The sequence below is a fragment of the Photorhabdus sp. RW14-46 genome, from assembly GCF_963887965.1.
Lineage (GTDB): Bacteria > Pseudomonadota > Gammaproteobacteria > Enterobacterales > Enterobacteriaceae > Photorhabdus > Photorhabdus laumondii.
Genome location: NZ_CAWPHH010000017.1, coordinates 1 through 20032, shown reverse-complemented (window position 1 = coordinate 20032; position 20032 = coordinate 1). Strand labels below are relative to the sequence as shown.

19 protein-coding genes are annotated in these 20032 nt (G+C 39.8%); 14 read left to right on the top strand and 5 right to left on the bottom strand.

Annotation, left to right across the window (positions count from 1 at the left end; genetic code table 11):
• Positions 1–442: 442 nt before the first annotated feature.
• Both AACQ38_RS14330 and AACQ38_RS14325 read right to left on the bottom strand, forming a co-directional pair.
• Entirely contained in the window at positions 443–1108 is a 666-nt protein-coding gene (locus tag AACQ38_RS14330; protein WP_011147876.1) for a PAS domain-containing protein, read from the bottom strand.
• 237 nt (positions 1109–1345) lie between these two features.
• Positions 1346–1552 (bottom strand): hypothetical protein, encoded by a 207-nt coding sequence (locus tag AACQ38_RS14325; protein WP_041380308.1) that lies wholly within the window; start codon positions 1550–1552, stop codon positions 1346–1348.
• Between the two features lie 679 nt (positions 1553–2231).
• Here AACQ38_RS14325 and AACQ38_RS14320 point away from each other — a divergent pair.
• The 4 genes from AACQ38_RS14320 (at position 2232) to AACQ38_RS14305 (ending at position 6915) form a co-directional block, all read left to right on the top strand.
• Positions 2232–2906, top strand: coding sequence for a helix-turn-helix transcriptional regulator (locus AACQ38_RS14320; protein WP_011147875.1), 675 nt, complete (start codon positions 2232–2234; stop codon positions 2904–2906).
• Between the two features lie 230 nt (positions 2907–3136).
• Positions 3137–4138: a LacI family DNA-binding transcriptional regulator gene (locus AACQ38_RS14315; protein WP_165578429.1), complete on the top strand. Its 1002-nt coding sequence runs from the start codon at positions 3137–3139 to the stop codon at positions 4136–4138.
• Between the two features lie 157 nt (positions 4139–4295).
• The gene (gene nhaC, locus AACQ38_RS14310) at positions 4296–5750 is read left to right on the top strand and encodes a Na+/H+ antiporter NhaC (protein ID WP_165578428.1); all 1455 of its coding nucleotides are present in this window, start codon (positions 4296–4298) and stop codon (positions 5748–5750) included.
• Positions 5737–6915, top strand: coding sequence for a PatB family C-S lyase (locus AACQ38_RS14305; protein WP_165578427.1), 1179 nt, complete (start codon positions 5737–5739; stop codon positions 6913–6915). The genes nhaC and AACQ38_RS14305 overlap by 14 nt, the downstream gene beginning before the upstream one ends.
• A gap of 133 nt (positions 6916–7048) precedes the next feature.
• Here AACQ38_RS14305 and AACQ38_RS14300 read toward each other — a convergent pair whose 3' ends face one another.
• Positions 7049–7258, bottom strand: coding sequence for a helix-turn-helix domain-containing protein (locus AACQ38_RS14300; protein WP_041381091.1), 210 nt, complete (start codon positions 7256–7258; stop codon positions 7049–7051).
• A 691-nt stretch (positions 7259–7949) separates the two neighbouring features.
• On the opposite strand from AACQ38_RS14300, the gene AACQ38_RS14295 reads away from it, so the two are divergent.
• On the top strand, positions 7950–8630 hold the full coding sequence (locus AACQ38_RS14295; protein WP_112872152.1) for a helix-turn-helix transcriptional regulator: 681 nt from the start codon (positions 7950–7952) through the stop codon (positions 8628–8630).
• 392 nt (positions 8631–9022) lie between these two features.
• On the opposite strand, the gene AACQ38_RS14285 is transcribed toward AACQ38_RS14295, so the two are convergent.
• A complete protein-coding gene (locus tag AACQ38_RS14285; RefSeq protein WP_165578426.1) occupies positions 9023–9922 on the bottom strand; it encodes a LysR family transcriptional regulator in 900 nt (299 codons plus the stop codon).
• 274 nt (positions 9923–10196) lie between these two features.
• Here AACQ38_RS14285 and AACQ38_RS14280 point away from each other — a divergent pair, with 274 nt between their 5' ends.
• A complete protein-coding gene (locus AACQ38_RS14280; RefSeq protein ID WP_058588596.1) occupies positions 10197–11519 on the top strand; it encodes a M20 family metallo-hydrolase in 1323 nt (440 codons plus the stop codon).
• Positions 11512–12960: a M20 family metallopeptidase gene (locus AACQ38_RS14275; RefSeq protein WP_165578425.1), complete on the top strand. Its 1449-nt coding sequence runs from the start codon at positions 11512–11514 to the stop codon at positions 12958–12960. Before AACQ38_RS14280 ends, AACQ38_RS14275 begins: the two co-directional genes overlap by 8 nt.
• A gap of 50 nt (positions 12961–13010) precedes the next feature.
• On the opposite strand, the gene AACQ38_RS14270 is transcribed toward AACQ38_RS14275, so the two are convergent.
• On the bottom strand, positions 13011–13151 hold the full coding sequence (locus tag AACQ38_RS14270; RefSeq protein WP_207631870.1) for a hypothetical protein: 141 nt from the start codon (positions 13149–13151) through the stop codon (positions 13011–13013).
• Positions 13152–13187: 36 nt separating this feature from the next.
• Between AACQ38_RS14270 and abgT the strand changes: the two genes are divergently transcribed.
• From abgT to AACQ38_RS24115, 7 genes are all read left to right on the top strand, one after another.
• Positions 13188–14714 (top strand): p-aminobenzoyl-glutamate transporter, encoded by a 1527-nt coding sequence (gene abgT / locus AACQ38_RS14265; protein WP_165578424.1) that lies wholly within the window; start codon positions 13188–13190, stop codon positions 14712–14714.
• 97 nt (positions 14715–14811) lie between these two features.
• On the top strand, positions 14812–14982 hold the full coding sequence (locus tag AACQ38_RS14260) for a hypothetical protein (protein WP_158538183.1): 171 nt from the start codon (positions 14812–14814) through the stop codon (positions 14980–14982).
• Between the two features lie 9 nt (positions 14983–14991).
• The gene (locus AACQ38_RS14255) at positions 14992–15669 is read left to right on the top strand and encodes a helix-turn-helix transcriptional regulator (RefSeq protein WP_058588867.1); all 678 of its coding nucleotides are present in this window, start codon (positions 14992–14994) and stop codon (positions 15667–15669) included.
• A gap of 257 nt (positions 15670–15926) precedes the next feature.
• Positions 15927–16619: a PAS domain-containing protein gene (locus AACQ38_RS14250; RefSeq protein WP_011147865.1), complete on the top strand. Its 693-nt coding sequence runs from the start codon at positions 15927–15929 to the stop codon at positions 16617–16619.
• Between the two features lie 53 nt (positions 16620–16672).
• The gene (locus AACQ38_RS14245) at positions 16673–17353 is read left to right on the top strand and encodes a helix-turn-helix transcriptional regulator (protein WP_011147864.1); all 681 of its coding nucleotides are present in this window, start codon (positions 16673–16675) and stop codon (positions 17351–17353) included.
• 808 nt (positions 17354–18161) lie between these two features.
• On the top strand, positions 18162–19826 hold the full coding sequence (locus AACQ38_RS14240) for a ShlB/FhaC/HecB family hemolysin secretion/activation protein (RefSeq protein WP_165578423.1): 1665 nt from the start codon (positions 18162–18164) through the stop codon (positions 19824–19826).
• Between the two features lie 48 nt (positions 19827–19874).
• On the top strand, positions 19875–20032 hold a 158-nt coding region (locus AACQ38_RS24115; protein ID WP_207631876.1), incomplete at its 3' end, for an ESPR domain-containing protein.

Here is a 20032-nt window from a genome sequence, read left to right as displayed (position 1 = left end):
TTAATATCGAATTTACTATCAATTAATATGAATAAGATGAACGGGTTTAATAGAGTGAAAATATATATTAAAAATAATTTAATAAAATAATTTATTTTCTATTTTAATGAGTTTATACCCTATGGATTTCAAGATGCATCGCGACGGCAAGGGAGTAAATCCCCGGGAGCATAGATAACTATGTGACCGGGGTGAGCGAGTGCAGCCAACAAAGAGGCAACTTGAAGGATAACGGGTATATTTATTTAATTTGTAATTAATCGATATTATTTATATATATTTTCAAATGGTTTATTTTTTAATTTAAAATTTATTTGTGGTGGTGTAATAGGTGTTTTTTATCATATTGAATATGCCTGAGGTTTTAATAAAATTCTATTTTACCCCAGGCATGATTAGTGACGAGCGTCATAAGGACAATTGCGTCCGCAGAAGAAGCCCTTTAAGTTAATAAAAATTTCTCAGGGATATAGTGATAAAGACTATTGACTCGACAATATTCTTCTAATTGAAGAGTGGAGTTTATGTTTATTTTATGATATATCCTGTCCGTATGGTTTTCAATTACACTAGAATCAAGATTCAAGATTATTCCAATTTGATTTATGGTGTATTTCTGTAAGAAAAGGAAAATAATATCCCATTCACGCTCAGTAAAAAGATCTGTCGGTGGTTGGAGTAAAATGGATGAGGGAAGTTTATTATGATATTGATACAGACGGGTTAATGAATAGTCCTTTATCCTCCAGCAATGATATATAACGCCTATACAACTTCCATCTTCATGATAAAAAGGCATCTTTTCACAGAAATAAGATGATAGAATTTGCTCTTTACCAAATATATGTGTTTCAAGTGAGCATATATTTTTCCCTGTTTTCATTACTTTTTGATCATGATGAATATATTCCTTTGCAAATTCAGCGCCATCCCAAGGGAGTTCATGATCATAAAGCCCGCTGTAATCAAATGATTGTGAGAAATTTTTGATAGAACTTAACGCTTTATTACCATAAATAAAACATGAAGAACTATCTTTTATTCCCCAAGGTTCATTACTTATTTCCATTGTATTGATAATCTGAGGTGATATCGTACAGTTCTTCATAAAGACTCCTTAATAATTTGAAGATTAAATAAACGTTCTACTTTTGGATTCCCTCGTGTTTTCTGGGGTATAGCAATAAAATTGACTTTTTTCATAAGAATTTTCTAGTTTTATATGTTATGGCAGATCGAATTGTTGTTTATTGTTTTAATTTACTGTTTATCGTATTTAAAACAATGGGTTATAGGTAATACTTGGTAATCTGTTAGTTAAAAAGTACATTTGTTGGTTAATTGATTATCTTACACATTCAGATCCATTCCAAGGAAGCTCATGATTGTAAGACTTTCTCCAATCAAATAATTTTTCAATATTATAAGTAAATTCTTTTGTTGCTAAATTACCGTAAATAAAATATGGATAACCATTTTTTACACCCCACGGTTTGTAACCTTTTTTCCATATATTAATGAATTGTAGAGTGATATTTGATATACCCGTCATCTTTCAAGTTGCCTCTTTGTTGGCTGCACTCGCTCACCCCGGTCACATAGTTCTCTATGCTCCCGGGGATTCGCTCCCTTGCCGTCGCGATGCATCTTGAAATCTATAAGGTATATAAAGTGCATTTTATGTTCTCAATGATATTTTATATAATTAATAATATATTATTACGATATTATCGTTGTGAAATAATTCTTCCGGTTTATCGATTTATTATTATCTAAATATTCAGCAGGCCATATTAAAGAACGGCTATGAAAAACAGCTCTGCTAAATAATCTTCCATATTGAATACCTACCTATTTTTAATAATAATTTTTTATTATAGGAGAATTAAGTGTAATGTTTAAATAGGACTAGTTACTTAATCATAACCTTAAATTTCCGGTGTTTTAGATAAACCGGAACATTTTATACGAGTTCCACTTACTTTATCTTCAAAATTTTTTTGATATCTGGCAATGGATTATAAGCAAGATCAGAAATCGATACATAGGTCACATTTTCACATTTCATGAAACCGGTTACATGAACCGCAAACTCATCTCACATTTCATTTGAAATAAATTCATTATTCTATACTTCTGACTATGAGGGAATTCCCTATAGAACGAATAGCTATTCTTGCTAATTATTGAAATATTTTTCCATTGATATTCAACCTTATTGAAGGCCATATATGAGTCAAATCACCCCTCAGCTAACAAATATGTGGGATAAAAGTCATGAATCATGGTTTGTAAAAGATAAGAATCTTCGTTTTATGTATGCAAATAAAGTATTTATCAAATTAAGTAAGTTACCTGAACACTTTGATGTCACGGGATATACTGCTAAAGAATTACCTACACCGTTTAATCATCTTGTTCACCTTTTTGAAGAACATGACCGTAAGGTTTTACAGGCGATGCAACGAATATCATCTATTGGGGCTTATCTTCAAAGCGATAGCCAGCAGCTTAAGCCTTATTTTTGTGAAAAATACCCGTTAATGGATGAAAATAATCAATGTATTGGAGTAATTTGCCACATTAAAGAAATAAATCATTTTTCAGTACATCATTATATTAAAAATGACACAACTATGTCTGTTAAGCATAGCCCCCCGAATAATATATTGACAGAGAAAGAGTGGATAGTAATCTTTTTATTTTGCCGTGGCATCAGTAATCGATGTATTGCTAACGAAATGAAAATTTCATGTCGTACTTTGGAGGGGTATTTCCAAAGTATATATGAAAAATTATCGATCGGATCAATTATTGAATTGAAGCTATTTTGCGAAAATAATCATTATGATCTCTATATTCCACCAAAATATTTTAAATCTATGAACCATTTTTTTTTGGATTAAGAACGATCCTTGAGTTCCATATATTCTGTCACTTAGTCAGGGTAAACGATGGAATATGATACTTAATAAGTCCATGATGCAAATCAGCTTCATAGCTCATTTTCAAAGTTAGGTCGTAGATTTGGTTGTTAAGATCTTTATTGTCGGTATATTGAGAATCCAATTCATACTCCCAACCGCTTCTATTAGTCGGGGTATGATTTATTTTACATAATCGCTGAGGTGAGAGCATGACCACAATGAAAGACGTAGCCCATCAAGCTGGAGTATCCGTAGCCACTGTAAGCCGTGTCATTAATAATACCGCTTACGTCGAACCGGGCACTCGTGAGCGTGTAGAGAAAGCTATGCGTGAGTTCAATTATCATCGTAATTCTGCCGCACTTGCATTAGCGAAAAGGTGCGGGAATATGTTGGGTTTACTCACCGGTAATTTAGCTGATCCGTTTTTTTCGCTTTTAGCTCGCGGGGTTGAAAAAGTTGCCCGGCAAGAAAAAGTAAAACTGATGGTTTGTAGTGGCGGACATCAAGCTGAACTTGAGAAATCTGCCTTAGATTTTTTAATTAATCAGGGATGCGAAGCAATAGTAGCGCATATTAGTAGGATGAGTGATGTAGATGTATTACGTTATGCCGCTCATACTCCAGGATTGGTGATCATCAATCGATATTTCCCTGCTATCGCCAACCGGTGCATTTGGTTAGATAATGTCAGCGCTTCTCAGATTGCTACCAACTATCTTCTTCAAAACGGCCATCGAAAAATTGCTTGTGTAACAGCAGATCTACCGATTGATGATAGAAGGCTCCGTCTGGAGGGATATTATGCAGCAATGGCTAATGCGGGGGTTACAGTACCTGGCGATTGGGTTATCAGTGTTCCATTTAATGAAAAGGGTGGAGAACTGGCAGCAGAAAAGCTCTTAGACAGCGGCATCGGCTTTACCGCGGCAGTAACATTCAATGATGTTATGGCTGCTGGTATGATGCGCTCCCTACATCAACGGAAAATCAAATTACCGGAACAACTGTCGATTGTTGGGTTTGATGATATTGTCCCGGCCCGATATCTTTATCCTCCCTTAACTACCGTACATAATCCAATAGAACGAATGGCTCAGCGGGCGGCTAATCTGGCGTTGCAACTCAGTGCCAAAAAAGAAATAACGCCACAGATGAATATGTTCTCAGCCGAACTCGTTATCAGAGATTCCGTTTTTTTAATCGAGTAATGAAAAGCGTCGTAATAAGCGTAAAAGCGATATACAGATCACATTTCACATCTCATGAAACCAATTACATGAACAAGTAATATCTGTCACATTTCATTCAAAATAAATTCATTATTCTATTCTGTTTCAACAACCCATCTGAAACTGGAGTTTTAATATGGATGACAAGAAAAAGCTTAATTTGGGACTCGCTATACTGCCAATCGCAGCAATGCTCTTATTGTTAGTTATTGGATATGGTCAACTGAATTTACGCATCGAATCCCTATTACTGATATCAGCAGCAATAGCAGCTACCTTGGCATATTGGCAAGGTTATCGCTGGAGTGACATTATCGATGCTATTGTGGCAAAGCTGGCTAAAGCGATGCCGGTGATCATGATACTGATTTGCGTAGGCGGGTTAATTGGGACCTGGATGTTCAGCGGAACCATACCGTATATGGTGTATTGGGGGTTAAAACTGATTAGCCCCCAATACATACTGATTGCGGCTTTTTTTATCACGAGCGTTATCTCAGTCTGCACTGGCACATCATGGGGGTCAGCCGGCACAGTGGGTGTTGCTCTGATGGGCGTCGCCGCTGGCCTTGATGTATCTTTGGCGGCAACGGCGGGCGCGGTTGTTTCAGGCGCATATTTCGGTGATAAAATTTCACCGTTATCTGACTCAACTAACTTCGCTGCCATCGTTGCCGATACTGATCTTTACAGTCATGTTCAACATTTGATGTATACCACTATTCCCGGCTTTGTTTTAGCCGCTATTGTCTATTTTATTGCTGGTCATACAAGCTTAACAGGTAACATGGCAACACCGGAAAAAGTTACAGAAATTGTGCAATCTCTTGAAAGCCTGTATCACTTCAATTTATTGTTGATTTTGCCACCGATATTGGTTTTGTGGGGCGCAATAACAAAACGTCCGGTGATACCCGTCATGCTTGCTGCCTGTGTATTAGCTATTGTACTTGGCATAGGTCTCCAAGGGCTCACCCTTAAACAGGGCCTTAATGCGTTGATAGACGGTTTCAATCTCTCGATGTTCTCTGACCAGGGACGCAACATCACCGGAGTCGTTAGCGATGTGCCCCGTCTGCTCAATCGCGGTGGTATGTTCTCGATGATGAGTACCATCCTGCTTGTATTTTGTGCATTCGCGTTCGCCGGTGCTTTAGCGCTCACTGGTGCCTTGACTATCATCATTAACCGGCTTCTACAAGTTGTTCACTCAACAGGGCAACTTATCGCTGCAACCTTGGCAACAACTATTCTGGTAACCGGTGCAACCTGCGATGGGAAGCTGGCTCTCCTCATCCCGGCGGAGCTGTTCAAAGGGGCTTATCGTCGTATGGGGCTGGATAATAAAAATCTGTCACGAACCATAGAAGATGGCTGCACCGTCATAGAACCGTTGATCCCCTGGACTTCTGCTGGCATTTATATGGCGACGACATTGGGTGTCAGTACGCTTGAGCTATTGCCTTGGGCTATCCAGTGCTATTCTGCCATCTTCTTTGCTCTCATTTATGGCTTTACTGGTTTCGGTATCGCAAAAATCACGCCGGAAAACTCCCTGAATAAAAAGGAAATCCAACGTGAAATTGCCTGATTTCAACCAGATAATCGATCGCCACAATACAAGCTCTGTGAAGTGGGACTTTTTAGGTCGTGATTTGTACTTAAATAAGACTGACCTGTTGCCAATGTGGGTATCTGATATTGATTTTCAATGCCCGGAAGCAGTCTTGCAAACACTCTACTCCCGAATTGAACATGGTATTTTTGGTTATAGCGAACGCGACGATCTCTATTATCAAGCAGCAATAGACTGGTTTTCAAGGCGTCATAAACTGACCTTGCACCGCGATTGGTTTACGTCGATAGAAGGCGTCATCCCCGGATTGGCTTTACTGATACAGATGCTCAGTAAACCGGGGGAAGGTGTCGTTGTGCAAGGGCCCTATTATGCTTCATTCGCCAAAATTATTACTATGAATGGCAGAGTAGTTATTGAAAACCCGCTTCTTGAAAGTCTGGAAGGTTATAAAATTGATTATGATCATCTGGAACAGATGTTGGAGCAACACAGACCGCCTCTGCTATTGTTATGTAACCCACATAACCCTACTGGTAGGTGCTGGAATAGTGACGAACTGCTCCAGATATTAATGTGTTGTAAAAGGTACGGGACGACGGTAATTTCCGATGAAATTTGGGCTGATTTAATTTTACCGTGGGGAAAATTCACCTCAATACTGCATCTGGGGAGTGAATGGCATGACAATGTCATTGCCGCCACCTCAACAAGTAAGGCATTTGGACTTTCATCACTCCGTATCTCCAATTTTCTTATTCCCAATCCTGAACTTCGACGTTCCTTTATCGATCGGTTGAATGCGCATGGACTAGATGTATTCAATGCACTATCGATGACTGCGGCTACAGCCGCATATCAATATGGGGACGTATGGCTTGATGAACTACAGCGTTATCTGGCGGAAAACCGTTGTTGGTTTGAGCAGGCTTTAACGTCTGCCGTTCCCTGGTGCCGAATGACCAAAGCGGAAGGTACATATCTGGCTTGGCTGGATTGTCGTGCTTTAGGCTTGGATGATGATGCTTTGCAACGTGCTTTATTACAAAAAGCCAAAATAGCCGCTTCAATGGGATCGAATTTTGGTAATCATGGGAAAGGATTTATCAGAATAAACTTAGGTTGTCCCCGCGAATATCTTGAAAAGGCAATAGGTGGTTTAGTTCAGATAACATCATAAAATAAAAAGGTAAATAGCCCTGTATTAATTCTATGTTCATACCTGAAGCTTTCCACAAGAAAAGCTTCAGGTAATGAGTATCCTCTCATTGATTTTTATATGAGAAGTTCATATTAATTTTGAAAATGACAACTCATTTAAAATATCTACTCGGCCATATTTCGCAAGGATCACAATTTAAAGCGGCAGCAATAAGTCGTTCGCCTTTGGGCCACGGACGGTGCAGCGCATTACTTAAGGTAGATGATGCAAGCCCCGCCTCTCTTGAAATAGCAGATAACGACGTTCCCCGTTTTTTAAGTCCCGCAATAATATCTGCTGGGTGCCAGTCGTTTTTTACAATCATTCCTTTCTTCTCTCCTCAGTTTGGTTATTCAAGGTGCTATATTCATACTCTCTCTTCAATTTAATATTTTTATATTTCTACAGCTTTTTCCCTGAGTCCGCGCAGGCGCAGAATGTTAAAAAATAGCTGTACTAAGACATTAAACCCCGCCAAGTACAGCCAAATATTCTCCGAATAGAAAATTGTCTAACGACAAAAATGTTATTAAATGAACTCTGATTGTTCAAAATTGAACTTTAAATGTTCAGAAATGTTCTTTTTAGATCACTAATATATTCAAAAAGTTTAGTTGTTTTTGGAAATGTTGTAACCGGATGAAATACTTTAATGAATGTATTAAGCTTTTCAGTTACAGGAATGACACCAACTCAGTTAGCTAAGCGAATTAATAAGACCATTAATCTTAATGAGTTGCGAAGTTATGTATGTTCAATTTTTTAAAAACTTCTTAACTAATAAAATAAATCATATAAATTATCATTGTTTAAAACAATAACCTTGTTTATATTTTATAGTGCTTATAATGTTGTCGTAAAATTAATAAAAATACACTTTTTGGCTGGATGATTGTTGTGCTGTATTATATAGTTAAGCTGTCTCAGTTATAATTAAGGTAACAATTCATTCAGATAATGCTTTAATGATAACTCAGTGGTCACTATGTCAAATATAATAAAGGAACGATGACATGAATAATAAGTTAATCATTTCACCTCAAGTTATTAACACATTGGCAATCAGTAACGATCCTTGGGGAATAAAAGATAAAAATTCCTGTTTTATTTATGGCAATAAAGCGCTGAACTCCATCAAAGGTTTTTCTGATTCATTTGATTTCGAAGGGCTTTATGATGATGAGCTTCCTTGGGATGGTGCCGAGTTTGCAAAAGAATATATTCATCATGACCAAAAGGTAATGAAAGAAGAAAAATCATATGTTTCACTCGAAACCCATATTTGGGGAGAAATAAGAACCTTATCCTCCTATTTCTGTGAAAAACAACCTATTTATCATGAAAATGGTGATTGTCTTGGAATTATCTATCACTTGTGGAAAGCTCAAGATTATTCATTAACACGTTTATATCATGGAAAACTCCCCGCTTCCATTATATTTCAACCACCGACTCATTTATTTACCCAACGGGAATGGGATGTCATTTTTCTCTCTTTACATAAATATACCAGTAAACAAATTGGTAGAATATTAAATATTTCCTACCGTACTGTTGAACACTATACGGCACAAATATACAGAAAAGTTGGTGTTAGATCTGCTCGGCAATTGGAGGAATACTGTCGCTTTAATAATTATGATCTTTATGTACCAGAAAGATTTTTACGCCCTGAAAGCAGTATTTTTGTTTGAATCTCAAATTTTAGCGATGTTCACAAGAAGAAATAGACGAACTGAGTTATCGTTATATGCCGTATTTACCGGAAAAAGCGAACATGACCAGCACACTATGATCTTTTTTACTACCCGTTTAAGGAAGGACGGGGCAATCAATACCGGGCTAAACAAAATTGAACGCTTGTGGTAATTATTACATGAAGCGGTAACACGAAATCATTGTTGTCAGTATATGTGGCAGTTACTTAAATTAAATATGTGGAAGAGTTCATAGAAAGCGTTTTCGTTGCAACAACAATCTGGAGTGAAAAAATAAGTGTACCACCATATGGAAGCTTATTTAGTTTATCCAGTCGGACCGGTAGGTCTACTCAGCTCCCCCCTAATCCCCACTTCAGGTGCAAAAATTAATCACGACAATACATCCGAAAAAGTCTAGCCAAATGTTCTCCTGCGGGAGTTAACTTTGTATCTCTGCGTTGAACAAGGCAAAAAGTTGCAAACGGAAGCTCCTCTTTAAGGTTTAACGCCACAAATTGCTGGTTAAACAGAGTCTCATCAACCACATCCACAGCTACAATAGTCACAAAGTCACTTTCGGAGACTAAACTCATGCAAGCCATTAATGTTTCACACGTGACACTAAAGACAGGTGGATTATCCAGCGATGTAAACATCTCAAATAACCTGCGATAGTAGGTGCCTTTCGGTGTTGGCATGGTCCAGTCACAATCAATTAATTCGTCTAAAGAGGTTGCATTCACTTTTGGATGCCCTTTTCGTACAATCACTTTGTACTCTTTTTCCATCAATTTTTCGAAGCTCAATTCTGCATCTAAGCTACCGGGATAATAGGTGTTCACGGTAAAATTCAGTTCACCTTGTCTGAGCTGAGGTAGCATAGTCAATAACTGTCCCTCAACAATTCTTAATTTTACTGTAGGATAATCACGGTGAAACTGTGTAATCACCTTTGGCATAATCGTACGTGCAATACTGCCAGCTACGCCAATATTGACTACACCACCGATCAAGCCAACTCGTTGTTGAATATCTTCCTGTGCAATTCGAAGCTCCTCAAGTATCAAACAGGCGCGTTGTAAAAAACTTTTTCCACACTCTGTCAAATGAATACCTTGGTTACTGCGTATAAATAATTTTGCACCAAGTGAATCTTCTAGTTCGCGAATCGATTTGGTCAAAGCAGGTTGTGAGAGTAACAGAAACCGACTAGCCGCTCTGATACTGCCATGACGGTAAATTTCAACAAAAGCGCGCAGTTGATTGAGTTTTATTGGTGTCGTCATTTTTCTCTCTTGCGATAACTTTTAATTATATAGATAAAGATAATTGTATCTTACTTGAACAAAATTTATTGTATACATTAAAAATCAGTAATGAAAAATCGGGCTGTATTTAAATTTAAAATTCAACAAAAATATTTTTAAATTATTAAAACAATAAAATTTTAAAAAATAAACTAGTTCAATCAAAATTAAATAAATATTTTAACAAAATCAATCTTGGTGAAATAAACTAAATATATTTTCTTCTCCGCGATAACTAAAAGAGATAATTATTATGGGCACTTTATTAAGCGAATCTATTCAGCAAATTGCTGAACAATTACGAAACTGGCGTCGCGATTTCCACCATTTTGCTGAATCAGGCTGGTTCGAATTCAGAACAGCAACGATTGTGGCGGATGAACTGCACCGTCTGGGTTATAGCCTGAAAATGGGAAAAGATGTTATCAAGGCTGATGCACGAATGGGCTTACCTTCAAAACAGGCATTACAAGCGCAAGAACAGCGTGCTATTAAACAGGGCGCTCTGACTGAATGGTTACCCCATTTTTCAGGCGGGTTTACTGGCATTGTCGCGACACTCGATACCGGAAAACCTGGACCAACCTTGGCTTTTCGGGTGGATATGGATGCGCTTGACCTGAATGAGGAACAAACTCACGAGCACCGTCCTTATGCTGAAGGCTTTTCCTCTTGTAATACACATATGATGCATGCCTGCGCTCATGATGGTCACACAGCGATTGGGTTAGGACTCGCTTGTATATTGAAAAAATATGAAAGCCAACTGACCGGAAAAATCAAACTGATTTTTCAGCCTGCGGAAGAAGGAACTCGTGGTGCAAAATCAATGGTTGAAGCGGGCGTTGTCGATGATGTTGATTTCTTTATCGCTATCCATATCGGTACTGGTGTACCTCAAGGCGAATTGGTCTGTGGGAGTAATAATTTTCTTGCTACCACCAAAATCGATGTTACTTATCGTGGTGTTGCCTCCCATTCTGGTGCAAAACCAGAAGCGGGAAAAAATGCACTGTTAGCCGCAGCTCAAGCAACCTTAGGGCTGTATGCTATTTCTCACCATAGCGAAGGCAGCTCACGCATTAATGTCGGAGTGCTACAGGCAGGCATTGGCCGTAACGTTATTCCTGACTATGCATTAATGAAAGTGGAAACTCGCGGTGAAACTAATGAGATCAATGCATTTGTCTACCGTCAAGCTCTCAATATCATTGAAGGCGCGGCAAAAATGCAGGGGGTTGAATATGGAATACAGTTAATGGGAGCCGCTCAAAGTAGCCAGCCTAGCCCAGTATGGGTCGATTTCATTTATCAACAGGCTCAACAATATATCCCAGAGCTTTCATCTGTTGTCAAAAGCCGTCAGCAAGCTGCCGGATCTGAGGACGCGACCTATTTTATGGAACACGTCAAATCGAATGGTGGTCAAGCCACTTACCTTATTTTCGGTACAGCACTCAGCGCAGGTCATCATAATGAACGGTTTGACTTTGATGAAAACGTGATGACTACCGCAGTGAAAACATTAGCCACTATCGCCCTTAACCTACCTGATTTCGGAGTTCATCATGAATAACTCGTTGATTAAATTCATCAATGAATACATTGAGCAACGCCAAAGTGATTTTACTTACCTTAGCGATAAGATTTGGGAGCACCCTGAGACCAATTTTGAAGAAAACTTTTCTGCTGAACTGCTCGCAAATGCGTTAGAAAATGAAGGGTTCGTTGTTCAGCGTGGGGTAGGCAATATTGAGACCGCGTTTATCGCCAGTTATGGCAGTGGACACCCTGTGATTTCTTTACTTGGTGAGTATGATGCGCTGGCTGGTTTAAGCCAAAAAGCAGGCTGTTGTGAACCTAATCCTATGGTTAAAAACGGTAACGGTCATGGGTGTGGACATAATTTACTGGGGACAGCCGCACTCGCTGCGGCATTTACAGTGAAAGCCTGGTTGCAAAAAAATCAACAAATTGGAACTGTACGGTTTTACGGTTGCCCGGCGGAAGAAGGGGGTTCCGGCAAAACATTTATGGTCCGGGAAGGTCTTTTTGATGATGTTGATGCAGCAATTACATGGCATCCTGAATCATTCAGTAGTGTATTTAATGTCCAGTCTCTGGCAAATATCCAAACAGCATTTCATTTTAAAGGAGTTGCTTCACACGCCGCCAATTCCCCTCACTTGGGTCGAAGTGCTTTAGATGCAGTCAGTCTGATGAATGTGGGTGTTCAATTTCTTCGTGAACATATCATTCAGGAAGCACGAATTCATTATGCAGTGACTAATACCGGTGGTGTGTCACCTAACGTTGTACAGGCTGATGCCGAAGTTTTATACCTTGTTCGCGCCCCACAACTGGATCAGGCTCAAGATATTTATCAACGAGTCATTGATATTGCTAAAGGTGCTGCCTTAATGACCGGCACGCAATTGAATATTCGCTTTGATAAGGCGTGTTCAAACTATATTCCTAACCGCACGATGGAAAGAGTGATGTATCAGTATATTCAAGCCTTTGGTATTCCTGAATATACTGATGAGGAATGCCAATTTGCCGAAAAAATTCATCAAACACTGACAAAAGATGATTTACGCAATGCCAAACTCAATGCAGCGCGAACAGCGGGCGAAGAGGGTAAACGCTGGAGTGAGCGACAAGGGGAAAAAGCACTGACAGATGAAGTCTTACCCTATATAGAATCGCAAGAGTTACTGTATGGATCTACCGATGTCGGTGATGTCAGTTGGGTAACACCCACAGCGCAATGTTTCAGTCCCTGCTTCGCCTTTGGCACACCACTGCATACTTGGCAATTAGTCGCACAAGGGCGTTCATCCATTGCTCACAAAGGGATGTGTCTTGCCGGGAAAATTATGGCCGCCACCGCACTTAAATTATTAATAGACCCTGCTCTGCTAGCAGAGGTCCAGTTTGAGTTCAAACACCAACGGGATGAGCATCCCTATCAGTGTCCTATTCCGCCCGATATTAAACCATCACCTTTGAAATAACTTTGCTCCGATAAATACTGACTTGCTTACAGCAGCAAGCTAGCGTTTAGTCATTTATACCCGTCATCTTTCAAGTTGACTCTTTGTTGGCCGCACTCACTCACCCCGGTCACATCGTTATCTATGCTCCCGGGGATTCGCTCCCTTGCCGCCGCGATGCATCTTGAAATCCATAGGGTATACATAATCAAAAAATAATAACGACAGCAAACACAAAGGAAAAAATCATGAGTGAAACAACTATCCCTGTAAATAAGAGCCCAGGACGTATTCTTGGTTGGATCGAAAGAGTTGGAAATAAAATTCCGAATCCTTTTATTTTATTTATCTATTTAATAGCTGTTTTAATGATAGCGACTGCTATTTTGTCTTGGTTTGACTTGGCCGTAAAAAACCCTACAAATGGAGAGTTCATTAGAGTTAAAAACTTACTTAGCGCCGAAGGATTACAGTGGATCCTGCCTAATATCGTTAAAAATTTCAGTAACTTCACACCACTTGGAGCAATATTAGCTTTGGTCATTGGTGCAGGGCTGGCAGAAAAAGTCGGTCTGTTACAAACCCTGATGTATAAAATGGCTTCTGGTATTAATAAACGTTACGCCAGCTATATGGTGCTATTTATTGCCTTTTTTAGCCATATTTCTTCGGATGCCGCACTCGTTGTCATGCCTCCATTAGGTGCGCTAATTTTTATTGCGGTTGGTCGCCACCCCGTTGCTGGCCTACTGGCCGCTATTGCTGGTGTTGCTTCAGGATTTACGGCGAACTTATTGATTGTCACTACCGATGTGCTGTTATCTGGTATCAGTACTGAAGCGGTTAAAATGCTTGATCCCAACTTACACGTCAGTGTCATCGATAACTGGTATTTTATGGCAACATCAGTGATTGTACTGACGATTGCAGGCGCTATCTTAACGGATAAATTTGTTGAGCCACGCCTTCCAGCATGGAAAGGAAGTCACAATGAGAAGTTAGCAAAGCTCACGCCACAACAAAATCGCGGGCTGCTAATGAGCGGTCTATCTGCACTAATTTTCATCGGTATTGTTGCGTTGCTAGTTGTTCCCGAAAATGCACTACTGCGTGATCCACAGACTGGCTCAATCATTCCATCGCCATTCATAAAAGGGATCGTGCCAGTCATTATTTTGTTTTTCTTCGTGGTTTCGATTACATATGGCGTTTCCACAAAACAGATAAAAAAGTCTAATGATATTCCAGACTTACTCGTTGATCCCATGAAAAACATGGCTGGCTTCATTATAATGGTCTTCCCTCTGGCTCAATTTGTTGCCTTCTTTAACTGGAGCAACATGGGCAAATTTATGGCGGTAGGGCTAACCGATATGCTAGAAGCCTTGGGTATGACAGGTGTTCCTGCCTTCATTGGATTAATGTTTTTATCTGCCTTTTTGTGTATGTTCATCGCAAGTGGTTCTGCCATTTGGTCGATTCTGGCACCTATTTTTGTTCCCATGTTTGTCCTGCTTGGCTTTCACCCTGCCTTTGCACAGATCATCTTCCGTATTTCTGATTCCGCAGTATTACCGTTGGCACCGATGTCACCTTTTCTACCGCTTTTTTTGGGGTTTCTTCAACGGTACTATAAGGGGGCTCAGCTAGGTACTTATTACACGTTGGTATTACCTTATCCGCTGGTGTTTTTTGCCGTTTGGATATTGCTGCTTATAGGTTGGTATTTTGCTGGATTGCCCATTGGGCCAGGTATTTACCCTACATTGCTGTAACCACCATAAAGGAGGAAGAGTGGTGGTCGAATGAAAGCGTCATTAAATGCACTTTCTATACCTGAACCCAACAGGGTGGCAAAAATGAATCGCTTTTTTGCCGATTGTTGAAATGTTTTTCTATACCCTATGGATTTCAAGATGCATCGCGACGGCAAGGGAGAGAATCCCCGGGAGCATAGATAACGATGTGACCGGGGTGAGCGAGTGCAGCCAACAAAGAGGCAACTTGAAGGATAACGGGTATATTTATATTCAACCTTATTGAAGGTCATATATGAGTCAAATCACCCCTCAGTTAAAAAATATGTGGGACAAAAGTCATGAATCATGGTTTGTAAAAGATAAGAAGCTTCGTTTTATATATGCCAATAAAGAATTTGTTAAATTAAGTAAGTTACCTGAAGACTCTGATATCATGGGATATTCTGTTAAAGAATTATCGACGCCATTTAATTATCTTGCTCACTTTTTTGAAGAACATGATCGTAAAGTCTTACAGTCTATGCAACGAGTATCATCTATTATTGTGGCTCATCTTAAAAGCAATGGTCAACAGCTTAATCCTTGTCTCTGTGAAAAATACCCATTGATGGATGAAAAGAATCAATGTATTGGAATAATTTGTCACATTAAAAGAATAAATCATTTTTCAGTACATCATTATATTAAAAATGATACAACTATATCTGTTAAGCTTAGACCACCTAATAATATATTGACAGAAAAAGAATGGATAGTGATCTTTTTATTCTGCCGTGGAATCAGTAATCAATGTATCGCTAATGAAATGAAAATTTCATGTCGTACTTTGGAAAAGTATTTCCAAAGTATCTATGAGAAATTATTAATCGGATCAATTATTGAGTTGAAACTGTTTTGCGAAAAAAATCATTATGATCTTTATATTCCACCAAAATACTTTAAATCTATGAGCCATTTTTTTCTGGATTAAGAGTGAACACTGGGAGCCTTAATAAATTATTATGTGCGTGCAATTTTTAACTGGAAAAATAAATCACTTAAATAATCTCCAATAAAAATAATATTTTTTCTTATATTGTTTGGTATTTATAATACCATAATAAAATTAATAAACATACAGTCTTTGGCTGGATAATTGTTATACTACATTATATAGTTAAATTATTTTTTGTATCATCAGAAAACAATTCATTCAGATAATGACTAAATGATAATTAAGGAGTTACTATGTCAAATATAAGAAAAAAAACCAATCATATTACACCACAATTAACGCTGATGTGGGATAAAAGCGATGAACCTTGGGGAGCCAGAGATCGCGAGTCAAGATTTATTTATGCTAACCCTGCTTTTTATCAACTGCTCAACCTTCCTGAATATTTCGATATTATAGGGCTATCTATGGGGGAATTACCCTTGCCTATTGCCGAATATGCAGAAGAATTCCATCGTCAGGACCAAAAAACCATTCAAACTATGCAACGCGTCACTTCACTGGAAACACATCAGTTTGGGGAGCATAACATTAAACAAACTTATATTTGTGATAAATTTCCACTTTATGATGAGAATAATGATTGCATTGGGATCTTCTTTCATATGTATAAAACTCAAGATTTTTCTGTTTCGTACTATTATGAAAAAACTCCTCCGGCAACACTGGCATTCACCCCACCTAATGACACACTGACGCAATTTGAATGGGAGGTTCTCTTTCTAACTCTGTGTTCATTAGATGAAGAGAAAATTAGTGAAGAATTAATGATAAGTTCCGAAGATGTGATTAATCATATCCAATCAATTTACCAAAAATTCAATTTGCCTTTACATGCAGAATTAAAAGATTTCTGTAAAGAAAATAAACTTGATCTTTATATTCCAGCAAGATTTGTCACTATTGGCAGTAGAGAATTAAATTGATTATAAAATATCAAGAATCTAACTTTAAGGCTAGCGAAAAAAGGAGTAGTAACATGGATAATAAACTAATTATTTCACCTCAAGTCATTAATACAATGAAGCAAAGTAATGAGCCTTGGGGGATCAAAGATAAAAATTCATGCTTTATTTATGGCAATAAGGCACTTAAACATCTTGAAAACCTTCCAGACTCATTTGATTACGAAGGGTGGTATGATTATGAACTTCCTTGGAGTGGCGCTGAGTTTGCAAAAGAATTCGTTCTTCATGATCAAAGTGTAATGAAGAGCGAAACAACAGTATGTTCGCTTGAAACACATATGTATGGGAACGATAAATTCTTATCATCTCATTTTTGTGAAAAATACCCACTATATAATAATGAAAACGAATGTGTCGGAGTCATTTTCCACGGGTGGGAAGTCCAGGATTTTTCATTAACCCGTCTATTTTATGGAAAACTTCCTGCCTCCATTATATTTCAGCCACCGACTGATTTATTTACTCCGCGTGAATGGGATGTTGTTTTTCTCTCTTTACATAAATATACCAGTAAACAAATTGGCAGAATATTAAATATTTCCTACCGTACTGTTGAACACTATACAGCACAAATATACAGAAAGGTTGGTGTTAGGTCTGCTCAGCAATTGGAGGAATATTGTCGTTTTAATAATTATGATCTTTATGTACCAGAAAGATTTTTACGTCCTGAAAGTAGTATTCTGGTTTAAGTCTCAAATTTTAGCGATGCTCACAAGAGGAAATAGACGAACTGAGTTATCGTTATATGCCGTATTTACCGGAAAAAGCGGGCATGATTTATTACGCAATAACCTCCTTTACTGTGCGTTTTAAGGAAGAAACGGCAGTAAATATCCTTTCTTACCGCCTAAGAACTATCTATACCCGTTATCCTTCAAGTTGCCTCTTTGTTGGCTGCACTCACTCACCCCGGTCACATCGTTACCTATGCTCCCGGGGATTCATTCCCTTGCCGTCGCGATGCATCTTGAAATCCATAGGGTATATTCGTATATCTATGATAAATGAGAAAAGAAGATATTTTATCATCACGAAAGCCTAAATTTTAAAAGCTACTGCCGTTTGTAATAAGACAAAAATGTGACGTAAATTAGCGCTCAGTTCTGCCAACCGAGCTAAAAGTCATCATCTGACATAATCATAAAAGGTAATTCCTAATCACAAATTTACGATAATCATCACATTAAAAGTAATTTCATACAGAAATAAAAAGATAAAAATGTTATACGAATCACACAATGAAAATAAAACAATAAAATTAATTTGAAATTATTAATGTTGATTATTAAATGATTAATATTAATCTGTTTTTTATACAATCCTGTCACAAAATAATCACATTGGCCTGTTTTTTGCTTTGTCATATAACCTCTTGTTTTTGCTGCTATCTTAACCAACTCCCTATTTTAGTTGCCCGGTTGATAATCAACACTAAATATTGATCGCTAAGTTAAATTCGTGGTTAATGCTGTTTCAACATTGTGGAATAGCAAGTCAATGAAAAGCAGTATTGTAGTATTAATAGTTTTTTGTAGCGCAGTCTCAGGTAGTCAAGCCGCCGACATCGCAGATCAACAACTCATTCATCAACAGGCCCGCCAGCAAGCCCTGGAGACGCAATTAGCCCCGCCGCCTGCGGAGGTTCACCTGTCGGTACCGGAAACCGGGGAATCATCCGCCTTTGCGGTGGAAACTCCGTGTTTTCCCATTACCCACGTCAGACTGGCAGGTACCGAAAATTTCCCGCACTGGTTACCGTTCCGGCGTGTCGCCCAACAGGGCGAAAACCATTGTCTGGGCGATAAAGGCATTAGCCGGCTGATAACCCAATTGCAAGATCAGCTCATTAATCACGGCTATGTCACCAGCCGGGTTCTGGTTCCTCGTCAGGATTTGCGTACCCAAACCTTAAAACTGGTGATGATACCGGGAAAAATCCGGCATATCCGCTATACCCCTGACAGCAGGAAATATATCCAGCGGATAACCCCCTTTCCCGCGCGTGAAGGAAAATTACTGGATTTACGGGATATTGAGCAGGGACTGGAAAATCTGCAACGTTTCCCCACCGTGCAGGCGGATATGAATATTGTCCCGGCAGAGCAGCCGGGGGAGAGCGATATTGTGCTGGACTGGCGTCAGTCCCGGCACTGGCGAGTCGCCACGTATCTGGATGATACCGGCTCCAAAAGCACCGGACGTTATCAGGGCGGACTCACCTTCTTTCTGGATAATCCGCTGGCGCTCAGCGACCTGTTTTATCTCTCCGGTGGCCGCGATATTCATTCGTCTGCCGGGAAAGACAGCCAAAATGACACGCTCTATTACTCCCTGCCCTTCGGTTACTGGATGGCGAGCGTGACGGCCAGTCATTACGATTATACCCAGACAATCGCCGGGCTGAATCAGGCGATCCAATACCGGGGCAAAAGTCAAAACCTGGCGGTCCAGCTTAGCCGGGTGCTACATCGTAACGCCGACCAGAAAACCCTGCTTAACGGTGAAATTTATCGCCGGACTTCGCGCAATTTTATTGATAAGACCGAAGTTGATGTTCAGCGCCGGGAAACCGCGGGCTGGAAATTAGGGCTGTCCCATCACCACTTTATCGGCAGCGCGACGCTGGATACCCGGGTGACTTATCAACAGGGCATGCGCTGGTTTGGCGCACAACCGGCACCGGAAGAGTACCGCAATGAAGGGACTGCCTTACCCAAAATCACCCAGTTCTCAGCGACGCTTGCCGGGCCGTTAACGCTGTTTTCTCAGCCCTTTTCTTATCAAACCCAGTATTTGCGTCAGATAAGCGCCCGCCCATTGACGCCCCAGGATCGCTTCTCGATTGGCGGTCGCTGGACGGTACGCGGCTTTGATGGCGAGCTGACCTTATCCGCTGATCGGGGTTGGTACAGCCGCAACGAACTGGACTGGCAAACCCCGCTGCGCGGGCAATCGCTGTATCTGGCAATGGATTATGGCGAAGTGGGCGGACGGGGCAGCGATACGCTGCTCGGAAAACACCTGGCGGGGAGCGCGCTGGGCTGGCGCGGCAGCCTGAAAGGGGTGAGCTACGACCTGTTTGTCGGCGTCCCGCTGTCCAAACCCGCCGGCTTCCAAACCTCCCCCGTCACGGCCGGATTCAACCTGTATTGGCAGTATTAATTCAAATAGCAAAACTGCCAGTGGGTAGTGTTGTGTGGAGTAAAAATCATGAACAAGCAGTTATATCGTATTATCTTTAATCAGGCCCGCCAGATGTGGATGGTGGTGGCCGAGATAGCGCGGGCCGGACGGGGAAGAACCGGACGCCGCGCTCATCGCTCCGCTTCACCGCAGCGTTGTTGCCGGCTGACTGCGCTACGGTTTGG